A 13940-nucleotide genomic window follows, 5' to 3' on the forward strand; every position below is an offset into this window, starting at 1 on the left:
GGCGGGGCCGTGCTCCTTGAGCCGGTCGAGGAGGGCGTCGATCTCGGTGACCGCGGCGGGCAGGTCGCCGGAGACGGCGTGGGTGCTGGCCCGCAGGTGCAGGGCGCCGGAGATCTGGCCGATGACGTCGGGCCGGGTGGCGAACGCGTGCAGCAGGTCCACCTCGGCGAAGACCGGCGCGACGTGCTCCTCGCTGCCCGTGGTCTGCAGGCGCAGGCCGAGCGCGGTCGCCCGCAGCCGCAGCAGGCGGGCCTCCTGGTACGGGGCGAGGCCGGGTGTCTCCTCGTGCAGGCGGACCATGGACGCGTGGGCGGCGGTCAGCGCGGCGGCCTTCGCCTCGGCTCCGTCGGCGCCCTCCGTGGGGATCTCGGCGGCGGCGAGCAGCGCGCAGGCGCGGGCGAGCGCCGCGTCACCCGGCAGTCCGGCGTCCTCGTACAGGGCTGCGGCCTCCTCGTGGAGGGCGGCGGCGTCGGAGTACTCGTCCCTCTGGCCCGCCCGGCTCGCCTCGTCGGCCAGCAGGTTCGCGCGCAGCTGGACGAGCGGGCCGACGGCCGGGTCGTCGGGGTGGGTGTAGTCGCGGACGGCGGCGAGCGTACGCAGCCGCGCCCAGCAGGCCTGTGCGTCCGGGTGCCCCTGCTCTTCCAACGCCCTTGCCTGGAGGATGAGTTCGGGCAGCGCGTCGGGGACGGCGGCTGCCGTACGGGACGCGGGCGCGGTGACCGGGGCGGCCGGGGCGACCTCGTCGAGACTGCGGGTGCGCAGGGTCAGTTCCAGCGCGTCGAGGAGCGGAGCCCGGTCGAGGCGGGCCCTGCGGCGGTCGGTGTGGGCCGTGGTTCCGTTGCGGGCGTCGAAGCGGGCGGCGAGGTCGTCGGCGCGGCCCCCCACCTCGGCGCGCAGGCCGGCCGCCGTCCAGGTGCGGCCCGCGTATCCGGCGGCGGGCAGTTCGCCGTGGCCGAGGAACTCGACCCGCTGGAGGAGGACCTCCACGCCGGTGAGGAAGTCGAGCAGGTCCAGCGGGGAGTCCACCTCGTCGAACAGGTTCCGGTTCTCGGCGAGCAGTTCCAGACCGCGTGCCTCGTTGCCGGTCAGCGCGCAGAACTCCAGGTGGCGGCCGACCTCCCCGGACATCGAGGGGTTGCGGCGGCAGCCGCGGTAGCCGGCGAGGTGCAGTTCGCGTGCCCGGTCGGCGCTGCCGGTGCGCAGCAGGGGCAGCAGCGCGTACGAGAGGGAGCGGGCCGGCTCCTCCTGGCAAAACTCCTTCCCGGCCAGGACGGGTTCCCAGGTGCGCAGCGCCCGCTCGTCGTCGCCCGCCATGAGGTGGTACAGGGCGCGCTCGCAGGTCTCGCAGGCCTCGCAGTCGCTGAGCCGGGTGCGGGTGCGGCCCGCCCACAGCTCGTAGGCGAGGGTGGTGTCCTCGCCCACGTGGGCGGCGAGTTGGTACGACTGCCCGTAATAGGGCTGGAGGCCGAGGCCGGCCTTCTCGTACCGGTCGCGCATCTCCGTCAGCCACTGGCGCATGCTGGCCAGCGGTATCTCGGGCAGCTGGCGCAGGGCGTTGGCCACCCACTTGAACCGCCAGAACAGCATGTGGCGCAGGCGCTCGTCGAAGACGTCGGGCTGCTCGTCGAAGAGGGTGAGCAGGCGGGCGAAGACGACGGGCGACTTCCGGGGTTCGGAGCCGTAGGTGTACGCCTCCTGCAGTTCGAGGAGGGCGTGGACGAGCGGGACGGGCTCCGCGAACTGCTCGGCGGCGTCGACGAGTTCCTCGGCGGTGACGGTGCGGGTGCGGCCGTAGGGACGCTGGTCGTTCTCCTTCAGCGCCTGGTACAGCTCGTCCGTGCTCTGGGGATGGGGTGCGGTGGGCATCGTCAGCTGTCCTTGCGGAGGGCGTGGGCGAGAAGGTCGAGGAAGGAGCGGTTGATGAGGCTCGATTCGGCGGGCCTGAGCGGGCGACGGGACAGCATCGCGGCCTGCCCGTAGAGGGCTTCGGCGCTGGTGCGGGCCAGCTCGGGCTCGTCGATGGTGACGGCGGTGCGGACCAGCGGGTTGAGCTGGTTGAGGATCAGCTGGGCCCGCGGGGCCTCCTGGCGCAGGGCGCCGAGGATGTCGCCCCACAGGCCGCCCTCCTGCTCGCGGGCGAGCTGGGAGCGGGTGCGCTCGTGCCGGGCCTCGCGGCTGTCGACGAGGAGGGCGGGGGCGGAGGCCGGCTGGAAGGTGCGCAGCGCGACATCGCAGTCGAAGACGGCGAGGGCGAGTAGAGGTGGTGGGAGAGGAGATCGACGAGACCGCGCAGATCGACCTGGAAGGTGCGGTCGGCGCCGGCCGGGTTCGCGGCGGCGTCGGTGTCGGTGTCGGTGTCGGGGAGAGTCATCGGCAGTCCGGGGTGGGAGGGGCGACGGGTAACGGGTTACCCGTGACGGGTGACGGGTGGCGATCGGGACCGGAGGGCGGCGTGCGCTCAGGCGCGCCGGTGCCCGCGTGCGAACTGCTTCTCGGGCTCCGCGAAGTACGTCCAGGGCCACTTGGTGTAGGCGCCGTCCAGCGCCTGGAAGACGCGCCGGACCGTGTGGCGCTCACCGGCCAGCGACAGGGCCATGGCGAACATGTTGAAGTCCTGCTGCCAGCCCGGGCGCCGCACGTAGGCGGGGTGGAGGATGCTGTGGTCCGCCGCCTCCCGCAACTGCGCCTGGATCTCGTCGGTTTCGAGGTAGTCCCCGCGCTCCGACTCGACCCACTCCTCGATGTACGCCATGGCGATCACGCAGCCGAGGCGGTGGCCCTCCGGGGCGCGGGCGGCCGCGTCCTGGGCGAACGCCAGGGCCTGCCCCGGCTCGCCGCCCCAACGCGGCTGCAACTGCGACACCCACTCCAGATGGGTCTCCAGGTCCAGCGGGTCGCGGCGCAGGGCGGCGTCGCGTCGGGTCTCGTTGACGGCGGAGCCCAGCGACATACCGCGACCGGAGGTGAGGAGGCGGCGCCACGGCGTGCCCCATTCCGGCCGCAACTCGGCGGCCTCGAACAACTGCTCCTCGGCGATGCGGAGCCGCTCGTGGAAGACCCGCCACTGCTCCGGTGTGACGTTCACGGCACGTTCGGCGGTGCGCGCCTCCCAGCCCCAGTTGATGTAGCGCGTCCCGGATATCAGCAGGGCCGTCGCCCGGTGCTCCTTGTCCTCCTCGACAGCCTGGCCGATCCAGTCCTGCACACCGTCCAGGTCGGCGAGTTCGCCCAGGACCTGGTGGTCGTGGCCGAGGTCGAAGGGTGCCAGCGCCGCCTTGACCGCCTCCCAGTCACCCGCGTCGGCCGCTTCCACCAGCGCGAGTACCCGCGTGTCCCCGAGCGCGCGCAGCGTGTACATCCCGTTCTTCTGCCTGCGCGGGACAGGGAGGGCGTGCGGGTCCGCCACCGGTCTCTCCGCCCCCCCTGTCGAACAGCTTGCCGAACATGCCGCGCCCTCCCCTGGTCCCGCGTGATCGTCCGGTGCAGCTTAAGCGGACCCACCGACAGATCTCCGTTGGGTTTTCCCGGCACGGCTTCGGCGCCTCACCCGCTTCCACTGAGGCCTCTTGACAGCCCCGAGAGACAGCGGCAGTCTTCCATTAAGCAGAAGTAAACTTCCGTAAAGCGGAATTACAGACGGAAGGGAAGCCCGGTCCCATGCCAGGTTCTCAATTGGGCACAGCCGCAGCGCAGCGCTTCACCCTCAACCTGTCGATCCTCTTCACGGAGCTCCCGCTCCTGGAGCGCCCCGCGGCCGCCGCCGCGGCCGGCTTCACCGCGGTCGAGCTGTGGTGGCCCTGGGTCGACTCCCCCACCCCCGAGCCCGCCGAACTCGACGCCCTGAAGCGCGCGATCGAGGACGCCGGTGTCCAGTTGACCGGGCTGAACTTCTACGCCGGGCGGTTGCCGGGCCCCGACCGGGGCGCGCTGTCGATCCCCGGCGCGGAGTCGGAGAGGTTCCGGGCCAACGTCGAGGTGGTCGCGGACTTCGCCGAGTCCCTGGGCTGCAAGGCCCTCAACGCCCTGTACGGCAACCGCGTCGAGGGGGTGGACCCGGCCGAGCAGGACGCGCTCGCGCTGGAGAACCTGGTGTTCGCGGCCCGGGCCGCCGATCGGATCGGCGCGATCCTGCTGATCGAGGCCCTGAACAAGCCGGAGTCCCCGCTGTACCCGCTGGTCTCCGCCCCGGCCGCCGTCGGCATCGTCGACAAGGTCAACCAGGCTGCCGGCCTCGGCAACGCGCGCTTCCTGATGGACCTCTACCACCTGTCCATGAGCGGCGAGGACCTGCCGTCGGTGATCGAGCGGTACACCGACAGGACCGGTCATGTGCAGATCGCCGACAACCCCGGCCGCGGCGCCCCGGGCACCGGCACGCTCCCGCTGGCGGACCTCCTCGACCAGCTGTGGAAGGCCGGTTACGAGGGCTTCGTCGGCCTGGAGTTCAAGCCGGGCGACCGGCCGAGCGAGGAGGCACTGGCGTGGCTGCCGCGTGCGGCACGCGCGGCCCGCTGAGCCCGGCTCATCGACGTACGAGACGTACGAGGCATCCGAGACGTACGAACGCTTTCAGGGAGGCACCCTCATGAGCGGCACTCTTCCCAAGGTCACCTGGATAGGCCTCGGCATCATGGGCTCGCCCATGTCCGAGAACCTGATCAAGGCGGGCTACGACGTCACCGGTTACACCCTGGAGCAGGACAAGCTCGACCGGCTGACGGCCGCCGGCGGCACGGCGGCGGCCTCGATCGCCGAGGCGGTGCGCGACGCCGACGTGATCATCACGATGGTGCCCGCGTCGCCGCAGGTCGAGGCCGTCTCGTACGGCCCCGACGGCATCCTGGAGAACGCGCGGCCCGGCGCCCTGCTGATCGACATGTCCTCCATCACCCCGCAGACCTCGATCGACCTGGCCAGGGCGGCGAAGGAGAAGGGCATCCGCGTCCTGGACGCGCCCGTCTCCGGCGGCGAGGCCGGTGCCGTCGAGGCCGTGCTGTCCATCATGGTCGGCGGCGAGCAGGCCGACTTCGACGCTGCCCAGCCGATCTTCCAGGTACTCGGCAGGACGATCGTGCTGTGCGGACCGCACGGCTCGGGTCAGACCGTGAAGGCGGCCAACCAGCTGATCGTCGCCGTGAACATCCAGGCGTGCGCCGAGGCCGTGGTCTTCCTGGAGAAGTCGGGGGTGGACCTCAAGGCGGCCCTCGACGTACTGGGCGGCGGCCTCGCGGGCTCGACCGTGCTGACCCGCAAGAAGGACAACTTCCTGAACCGGGACTTCAAGCCGGGCTTCCGCATCGATCTGCACCACAAGGACATGGGCATCGTCACGGACGCCGCCCGCACCGTCGGCGCCGCCCTGCCCCTCGGCGCGGTCGTGGCCCAACTGGTCGCCTCCCTGCGCGCCCAGGGCGACGGCGGCCTGGACCACTCGGCGCTGCTGCGGGCCGTGGAGCGCCTCTCCGGATCAAAGGCCTGATCCCTCACCGGACTTCACGAGACTTCCGGGTCGCGGCGGCGCTGACATCTGTCCTGTCGCGCCCAGGCGCCGCTGTAGCTCGGAACCAACGACGTCCCGACCGTCTCGTTCCGTACTCAACTGGGTGTATGCAGCCTACGGAACCCTCAAATCTACCTCTGGAGACGGCTTTGAGGGCTTCAACTCCCCCTGTCCATAGGTGCATTCTGAGCACATGAGGCCCGTCGGCACGGGGGCGGCGGGCCTTATACCGGGGAGACACGGCGGGGGCAGTACGCGCTACCGGAGGGCCATTCATTTGGTGTCGAGCGCAGCATCCATCTCACGGCGGACATCCAGCCCTCTACGCCCGAGGTGAGGTAGGTAGGCCTGCCGTGCGCGGCTGATCACGCCATGCGCATCCATACCATAGACGGCGGATTCCCGGAGCGTCCTCCACACGTGCATGTAGATGAAAATGCTCTCGGAGTCGTCCAGCCAGAGTTCGTGGTCCACGAACGCCTCAACCCCCGTGGCATCTTCGTCTTCTCCCAGCCTTCCGCCATTCCCGGCGCCTACGGTCCCCAAGGCATGCACAAGGGCGGTTCGCGGGGAAGGCCATGTTCACCTACCGCTACAGCTACCGCCCGGCCGTGTGGAAGCGGCTGCTCACCCGGCCCGGTTTCGCCAAGGCCCAGGCGTACGTTGTCGAAGCCCCAACACCTGGTCACATCCGGACGCTGATCGTCCGCGCCGGGGCCGACTGAACCGTCCTCTCCCGATCCCGTTCATCCGCCAACCGACGGTACGTGGACAACGGAACCCTCAAATCAACCTGTCAACTACTCGGCGCTCAAAGCCCCGGGCTTGCACAACGGGCGCCACTGGCTGTGGCGCTGCGTTTGCGTCCTGTCCCACTCGCCCGTTGCGGAGATGGGCCTGGGGCCGTTGACGGGGCCCCGCATCGCCACAACTCTTCCGCGCGAGCACGGATGTTGCGGGAGCCGTTCCGATCCGCGTGATCAACGAATCCGCAGGACCGGCACGCGAACCACGCCTGAGAGACTCGGTTCGCCCTGTCGATGTGGCCGCACTCGGCGCAGGTACGGGAGGTGTATGCCGGATCGACGTATACCACCGGCACCCCGGCCTTACGGGCCTTGTACGCGATGAACTGCCCCAGCTGGGCAAATACCCAGGAATGGAGGGTGGCCCGTTGGGGTTTGCGAAGCCGTACCCGCTCGCGGATTCAGCCCAGGTCCTCCAGGGCGATCCCACGACCGGTGCGTTCTGCCTCGGCCACCAGATGTTTCGCGATCTTGTGGTTGATATCCTTCGCCCGCCGGGCCTCCATGCGCCGCCGCTTCTTCAACCGGCGTTTCCCCGACGGGGTGTTCTTCTTCTGCAGCTTGGTCCGCAGGCCACGTTCGCGCACCCGGACTCGGTTGAGTTCCCGTCCCGCCATGACCTCGCCATCGGAGGTGGTGGCAATGTTCACGATGCCGAGGTCTACGCCGAGGAACCCATCCGGGCTGGTGTTTAGCTCCCCCTCGGGGACCTCGCAGGTGGCGTTCAGAAACCACATGCCATCCCGGTGGAGCAAGTCGGATTCGCCCTTGCGGTGCAATGTCAGGCGGGCCAGTTGCTCGGGCGAGGCGGTGAACGCCACGTCCTTCATCCGCCCCGACACAGTCCAGATTGACACCCGCCGCTCCGGGAGCCGCCACGACAGCATCCGGTCGTCATACGGCTGGGCGCCGTCCGGGCGGAATGCCACCGGCTCCGCGGTCGCCTTCCGGTAGCGCTTGGAGTCGGGGCGTCCCAGGTTTCCGGCCCTCAGATTCGCCTTTAGCACGGCATATGCGTCGCAGGTCTTCTTGATCACATGCTGCGCGGCCTGCGCACCCAGTCCCCAACGCTGCTTCACCTCTCCGTAAACCAACTCGCGCAGAGCGAAGTTCCGCTTCACGTCCCGGCTGAACGCAACTTCACTGGCCCAAGTCGCCGCCTCGTTGCAGGCGCGCAGTGTTGCCTGCAAAGCCGCCGCCTGGTCAGGCGTCGGCAGGAGCTTGACCTGCACCACGAGTTTCACGATCACCGATCGTAGGCAGCCGTTCGAGAAGCCATTACACGTTCGCGATCATTCACTACATCGAGTGATTTCATTGGCGCGATGTCCCGTTGCGTAGCCTCGCTCCAACACAAACAACATCCAGCCGCTCCGTAGCCGACCACATCACGGTTATGCGCCGCGGGGCTCGGCTCGGGATGCGACCTCACGGGCGTGCGTGAACCCCCTGCATTACCCAGGTGTTCGTAATGCACACCGTCCTGTCCCATCCTCAGGTGGGCCGCCCCTCGCCGAAACGTGCCGTGTCGCACGTGCCGCGCGTCAGACCTTCAGCGCCTTGATGGACGTGGGCGCGTGCCCCGGCTCCGTGGCGACCTCCTCGAACTCCTCCACCTTGCTGATGTCGTTCGTCGTCGACATCGAGATGTTGGTGACGCGTTCCAGGATCGCCTCGACGACGACCGGCACCCGGTGTTCGGCGGCCAGCTTCAGGGCATGGTCGAAGGCGGCGCCCAGTTCGCCGGGGTCGGTGACGCGGAGTGCCCGACAGCCCAGTCCCTCGGCGACCTTGACGTGGTCGACGCCGTAGACGCCCAGCTCGGGCGAGTTGATGTTCTCGAACTCCAGGTTGACCTGGAAGTCGATGTCGAAGGCCCGCTGCGCCTGGCGGATGAGGCCCAGGTACGAGTTGTTGACGAGGACATGGACGTACGGGATCTTGTGCTGCGCCCCGACCGCCAGCTCCTCGATCATGAACTGGAAGTCGTAGTCACCGGAGAGCGCGACCACCGACGCCTCCGGGTCGGCCTTCGCCACGCCCAGCGCGGCCGGGACGGTCCAGCCCAACGGGCCCGCCTGGCCGCAGTTGATCCAGTGGCGCGGGCGGTAGACGTGGAGCATCTGGGCGCCGGCGATCTGTGAGAGGCCGATGGCCGAGACGTACCGGGTCTCGGGGCCGAAGGCCTTGTTCATCTCCTCATAGACGCGCTGCGGCTTGATCGGGATGTCGTCGAAGTGCGTACGGCGCTGGAGGCGGGCCTTGCGGTCCTGCGCGGCCGCCGCCCACTCCGCCCGAGAGGGCAGCGCACCCTCCGACTTCAACTCCCGCGCCACCGCGACGAACAGCTCCAGCGCGGCCTTGGCGTCGGACGTGATGCCATAGTCGGGCGCGAAGATCCTGCCGATCTGGGTGGGCTCGATGTCGACGTGGACGAACTTCCGCCCGGCCGTGTAGACGTCCAGTTTCCCGGTGTGCCGGTTGGCCCAGCGGTTGCCGATGCCGAGGACGAAGTCGGACTCCAGGAAGGTCGCGTTGCCGTAGCGGTGCGAGGTCTGCAGGCCGACCATGCCGGCGTTCAGCTCGTGGTCGTCGGGCAGGACGCCCCAGCCCATGAGGGTGGGGACGACCGGGACACCCGTCAACTCGGCGAATTCGACGAGGAGTTCTGAAGCATCCGCGTTGATGATCCCGCCGCCCGCGACGATCAGCGGGCGCTCCGAGGCATTCAGCAGCCCGAACGCCTTCTCGATCTGGGCGCGGGTCGCGGCCGGCTTGTAGACCGGGAGCGGCTCGTACGTGTCCGGGTCGAACTCGATCTCGGTGAGCTGGACGTCGATGGGCAGGTCGATGAGGACGGGTCCGGGGCGGCCGGAGCGCATGAGGTGGAAGGCCTGCTGGAAGACGCCGGGGACCTGCGCGGCCTCCAGCACGGTCACCGCCATCTTGGTGACCGGCCTGGCGATGGCGGCGATGTCGACCGCCTGGAAGTCCTCCTTGTGGATCACCGCGGTGGGGGCCTGGCCGGTGATGCAGAGGATCGGAATGGAGTCACCGGTGGCGGAGTAGAGCCCGGTGATCATGTCGGTCCCGGCGGGGCCGGAGGTGCCGACGCAGACACCGATGTTGCCGGGGCGGGTGCGGGTGTAGCCCTCGGCCATGTGCGAGGCGCCCTCGACGTGCCGGGCGAGGGTGTGCTGGATACCGCCGGAGGCCTTCAGGGCCGCGTAGAAGGGATTGATCGCCGCGCCAGGGACACCGAACGCGTCGCGGACGCCCTCACGCTTGAGGATCTCGACTGCCGCGCGGGCAGCGGTCATACGAGCCATTGCGTACTCCTGCTTCAGCTGCCGAATGCTCCACATCAGCGGTATTCCGCAATACGGAAACTATTTTCTACTATCTGGAATCAACGTAGGGGGTGGGGTGAACAGCGTCAAGTCCCTGCCGGAACAGCCCCTGTTGAAGCACGATGAAAGGCATGAGCGAGAGCATGGCGGTGCGGTGCCCGGACTGCGGGCGGGAACATCAGTACGCCGCCCCGGCCTATCCGTGCGCGTGCGGCACCCCGGTCGCCCCGCGCCTGAACCGTCGCGCCGCCGCCGTCTCCGTCACCCACCGCACCTGGGACGAGGACTGGGTCACCGTCCGGTGCGGGAGCTGCGGCCGTGCCGGCCAGTGGCCGCACCCGGAGCTGGGCTGTTCGTGCGGAACCTTGTTGCGCGTCCCCGTGGCCGGTGCGCTGCGGCCGCTGAGTGAGGACGGCTCGGAGACGGGCGAGCCGCCCTCGAACCCCCGCGCCACCTTCCGGCCCGCCACCATCCGCACCGCCCACGACGCGGTCATCGCCGTCGCCCTCTATCTGCGCTGGCTGGGCTACCGGGACATACGCCGGGCCGACCAACGCCAGCCCAACGGGATCGGGCTGGCCGCGCGGGGCGTCCTGACCCAGGTGGACCCGTCGGTCAGCCCGGCCTCACTGCGCGATGTCGAGTGCCTGTGGCTGACCGCCATGGCGGAGTCCACCGATTGCGTCTACTTCTCCCTCGCCGGATACACGAACGACGCCCGCGACCGCGCCGACGGCCTGGGCGTCTCCCTGTTCGTGCTGGACCTCACGGGCACCCCGCAGCCGGTGAACGGCGCGGCGACCGAGCTCGCCGCGACCGGTTCGGGGGCCTGACACAACCAACACCACCATCGGCGGCTACTGGCCGGCGTACCGCTCCCGCAGCTCGATCTTGCGCACCTTCCCCGACACCGTCATCGGAAAGGCGTCCAGGATCCGCAGCGCGCTCGGGATCTTGTAGTGCGCCAACTGGCCGTCACAGAAGGCGCGCAGCTCCTCCAGCGTGAGCGGATCGGCCGGGTCGCGCGGGATGACGCAGGCGAGGACCTCCTCGCCGTACCGCTCGTGCGGTACGCCCACGACCTGGACGTCGGCGATCTTCGCGTGCTCGTACAGGAACTCCTCGATCTCGCGCGGGTAGATGTTCTCCCCGCCCCGGATGATCATGTCCTTGATGCGGCCGACGATCTCGACGTATCCGTCCTCGCGCATCGTCGCGAGGTCCCCGGTGTGCATCCACCGCCCGGCGTCGACTGCCTCGGCGGTCTTCTCGGGCTCGTTCCAGTAGCCGAGCATCACACTGTAGCCGCGGGTGCACAACTCCCCTGCCGTGCCGCGTGGTTGGGTCACCCCGGTGGCCGGGTCGACGACCTTGACCTCGATGTGCGGCAGGACGCGGCCGACGGTGCCGGTGCGGTGCTCCAGGTCGTCGTCGCGCCGGGTCTGGGTGGAGACGGGCGAGGTCTCCGTCATGCCGTAGCAGATCGAGACCTCGGCCATGTTCATCTCGCTGACCACCCGCTTCATCACCTCCACCGGGCAGGGCGAGCCCGCCATGATGCCGGTGCGCAGGGAGGAGAGGTCGTACGAGGCGAAGTCGGGGAGGTTCAACTCCGCGATGAACATGGTCGGGACGCCGTAGAGGGAGGTGCAGCGCTCCTGCTGGACGGCCTCCAGCGTGGCCTTCGGGTCGAAGGAGGGAGCCGGGATCACCATGCAGGCGCCGTGGGAGGTGGCGGCGAGGTTGCCCATGACCATGCCGAAGCAGTGGTAGAAGGGCACGGGGATGCAGATCCGGTCCTGCTCGCTGTACGCGATCAACTCCCCTACGGAATAACCATTGTTGAGGACGTTGTGGTGGGAGAGGGTCGCCCCCTTGGGAAAGCCCGTCGTACCCGACGTGTACTGGATATTGATCGGGTCGTCGCAGGACAGGTCCGGGAACGGAGCCGGCGTCGCCCGCGCGATCAGGGCCTCCCAGCTCGGGTCCCCGATGAACACGGTCTCCCTCAACTGCGGGCACCTGCCCCGCACTTGCTCGACCATCGCCCGGTAGTCGCTCGTCCTGTGGCTGAGGGAGGCGAACAACAACGAGATCCCGGCCTGGTTGAGGACGTACTCGACCTCGTGGGTGCGGTAGGCCGGGTTGATGTTCACCATGATCGCGCCGATGCGGGCGGTGGCGTACTGGACCAGGACCCACTCGGGGCAGTTGATCGCCCAGATGCCGACGCGGTCGCCCTTGGCGACACCGCTCGCGAGCAGCGCATACGCCAACTCGTCGACGTCAGCGGCGAATTGGGCGTACGTCCAGCGCCGCCCCGAGGGTACGTCGACCAGCGCCTCCCGGTCCGGCCAGGTGGCGACCGCCCGGTCCAGGTTGGCCCCGATCGTGTCGCCGAGCAGAACCGTGTCGCCCGTCCCGTGGGTGTACGACAGCGGAGAAGTCACCGTCACCGGAAGTCCTCCTCGCGGAACTCGGCGTCCGAGCCCTCGGCCGTGGCCTCGCGGAGCTCGATGCGGCGGATCTTGCCCGACACGGTCTTCGGCAAGTCGGCGAATTCCAGGCGGCGGACGCGCTTGTAGGGCGCGAGCACGGTCCGGGAGTGCTCGAAGAGCACCTTCGCGGTGTCGGGGCCCGGCTCCCAGCCCGCCGCCAGCACGATGTACGCCTTCGGCACGGAGAGCCGGACCTCGTCCGGCGCGGGCACGACGGCCGCCTCGGCCACCGCCTCGTGCTCCAGGAGGGAACTTTCCAGCTCGAACGGGCTGATCTTGTAGTCGCTCGCCTTGAAGACGTCGTCCGCGCGGCCCACGTACGTGATGTAGCCGTCCTCGTCCCGCGAGCCGATGTCGCCGGTGCGGTAGTAGCCGCCGGCCATCGACTCCGCCGTACGGTCGGGGTCGCCGTGGTAGCCGGTCATCACGCCGACGGGGCGGTTGGACAGGTCGAGCGCGATCTCGCCCTCGTCGGCGTGGGGCGCGCCCGTGACCGGGTCGAGGAGTACGACCTTGTAGCCGGGGCTCGGCCTGCCCATCGAGCCCGTCTTCAGCTCCTGGCCAGGGCTGTTGGAGACCTGCACGGCCGTCTCGGTCTGCCCGAAGCCGTCGCGGATGGTGACGCCCCAGGCGCGTCGCACCTGCTCGATGACCTCGGGGTTCAGCGGCTCGCCGGCGGCGACGACCTCGCGGGGCGGGGTGCGCAGCCGGCCGAGGTCGGACTGGATCAGCATGCGCCACACGGTGGGCGGGGCGCAGAAGCTGGTGACGCCCGCGCGTTCCATCTCCGCGAGCAGGCGGTCCGCGTCGAAGCGGGTGTAGTTGTGGATGAAGACGGTCGCCTCCGCGTTCCACGGGGCGAAGAGATTGGACCAGGCGTGCTTGGCCCAGCCGGGCGAGGAGATGTTGAGGTGGACGTCGCCGGGCTTCAGACCGATCCAGTACATCGTCGCCAAGTGGCCGATGGGGTACGACACATGGGTGTGCTCGACCAGTTTGGGCCGGGCGGTCGTACCCGAGGTGAAGTACAGCATCAGCGGATCGGTGGCGTTGGTCCTGCCGTTCGGCTGGAAGGTGGCGGGGGCCGCGTAGACGTCCGCGTACGACTTCCAGCCGTCCACCGCGCCGCCGACGGCGATACGGGTGTAGCGGCCGGGCACCTCGTCGAACTTGGCGGCCTCCTCGGCCCGTGCGATCACATGCCTCACCCGGCCGCGCTCGACGCGGTCGCGCAGGTCGGCGGGGCCGAGCAGCGGGGTGGCGGGGATGACGACGGCGCGCAGCTTCATCGCGGCGAGGGCGGTCTCCCACAGCTCCGCCTGGTTGCCCAGCATGACGAGGACGCGGTCGTCGGCGCGGACGCCCCGGTCCCGCAGCCAGTTCGCCGCGCGGGCCGAGCGTTCGGACATCTCGGCGAAGGAGAGCCTGGTCTCGGTGCCGTCCTCCTCGACGATGTGCAGGGCCGTGCGGTCGTTCCCACGTGCGATGACGTCGAACCAGTCGAGCGCCCAGTTGAAGTACTCGGGGCGCGGCCAGGTGAAGCCCTTGTACGCCGTGGCGTAGTCCTCACGGTGTGCCAACAGGAAGTCCCGGGCCGCCCGGAACTCGTCCGTGGCGCTCGTCCTCGCCGACATGTGTCCTCCTCATTGCCGGACTCTTGCCTGACATCGTGTAATGCGTGGTACACGTCTCACTACCCCCGAACGGGGGTGCGCCGCGCGGAAGGGACGAGTTCGTGGCATTGGACCCCTTGAGTTCCGTCGATGCGGCTTTAGGCGGTACGGCG

Annotated in this window: 7 protein-coding genes and 5 pseudogenes; 4 read left to right on the plus strand and 8 right to left on the minus strand. The window is 69.4% G+C overall.

The features are described 5' to 3' along the window. The 3 pseudogenes from F3T56_RS29530 to F3T56_RS29540 all read right to left on the minus strand — a co-directional run. Positions 1–1866: pseudogene (locus tag F3T56_RS29530) on the minus strand (hypothetical protein); the annotation flags it as partial. A gap of 2 nt (positions 1867–1868) precedes the next feature. After that, positions 1869–2252: pseudogene (locus F3T56_RS29535) on the minus strand (HSP90 family protein); the annotation flags it as partial. 206 nt (positions 2253–2458) lie between these two features. Then, positions 2459–3446, minus strand: a pseudogene (locus F3T56_RS29540) (hypothetical protein). A 211-nt stretch (positions 3447–3657) separates the two neighbouring features. Between F3T56_RS29540 and F3T56_RS29545 the strand changes: the two are divergent. Both F3T56_RS29545 and F3T56_RS29550 read left to right on the plus strand, forming a co-directional pair. Continuing rightward, positions 3658–4515: a TIM barrel protein gene (locus F3T56_RS29545; RefSeq protein ID WP_425473648.1), complete on the plus strand. Its 858-nt coding sequence runs from the start codon at positions 3658–3660 to the stop codon at positions 4513–4515. 70 nt (positions 4516–4585) lie between these two features. Beyond that, the gene (locus F3T56_RS29550) at positions 4586–5479 is read left to right on the plus strand and encodes a 2-hydroxy-3-oxopropionate reductase (protein WP_149828427.1); all 894 of its coding nucleotides are present in this window, start codon (positions 4586–4588) and stop codon (positions 5477–5479) included. Between the two features lie 294 nt (positions 5480–5773). On the opposite strand, the gene F3T56_RS29555 is transcribed toward F3T56_RS29550, so the two are convergent. Continuing rightward, positions 5774–5974 carry a hypothetical protein gene (locus tag F3T56_RS29555; RefSeq protein WP_149828428.1) on the minus strand — a complete coding sequence of 67 codons (201 nt, stop codon included), beginning with the start codon at positions 5972–5974 and terminating at the stop codon, positions 5774–5776. On the opposite strand from F3T56_RS29555, the pseudogene F3T56_RS29560 reads away from it, so the two are divergent. Beyond that, positions 5966–6225, plus strand: a pseudogene (locus F3T56_RS29560) (SAM-dependent methyltransferase); the annotation flags it as partial. The gene F3T56_RS29555 and the pseudogene F3T56_RS29560 overlap by 9 nt on opposite strands. An 86-nt stretch (positions 6226–6311) precedes the next feature. Here the strand turns inward: F3T56_RS29560 and F3T56_RS29565 are convergent. Beyond that, positions 6312–7550: pseudogene (locus F3T56_RS29565) on the minus strand (RNA-guided endonuclease InsQ/TnpB family protein). Positions 7551–7850: 300 nt separating this feature from the next. Then, a complete protein-coding gene (gcl, locus tag F3T56_RS29570) occupies positions 7851–9635 on the minus strand; it encodes a glyoxylate carboligase (RefSeq protein WP_149828429.1) in 1785 nt (594 codons plus the stop codon). 152 nt (positions 9636–9787) lie between these two features. Here gcl and F3T56_RS29575 point away from each other — a divergent pair, with 152 nt between their 5' ends. Next, positions 9788–10489, plus strand: a complete 702-nt coding sequence (locus tag F3T56_RS29575) for a hypothetical protein (protein ID WP_425473650.1) — start codon at positions 9788–9790, stop codon at positions 10487–10489. Between the two features lie 24 nt (positions 10490–10513). On the opposite strand, the gene F3T56_RS29580 is transcribed toward F3T56_RS29575, so the two are convergent. Next, the gene (locus tag F3T56_RS29580) at positions 10514–12106 is read right to left on the minus strand and encodes an AMP-binding protein (protein WP_149828471.1); all 1593 of its coding nucleotides are present in this window, start codon (positions 12104–12106) and stop codon (positions 10514–10516) included. Positions 12107–12108: 2 nt separating this feature from the next. Further along, positions 12109–13788 carry an AMP-binding protein gene (locus F3T56_RS29585; RefSeq protein WP_149828431.1) on the minus strand — a complete coding sequence of 560 codons (1680 nt, stop codon included), beginning with the start codon at positions 13786–13788 and terminating at the stop codon, positions 12109–12111. Between the last annotated feature and the right edge of the window lie 152 nt (positions 13789–13940).

This window comes from Streptomyces tailanensis (genome assembly GCF_008386495.1).
Classification (GTDB): Bacteria; Actinomycetota; Actinomycetes; order Streptomycetales; family Streptomycetaceae; genus Streptomyces; species Streptomyces tailanensis.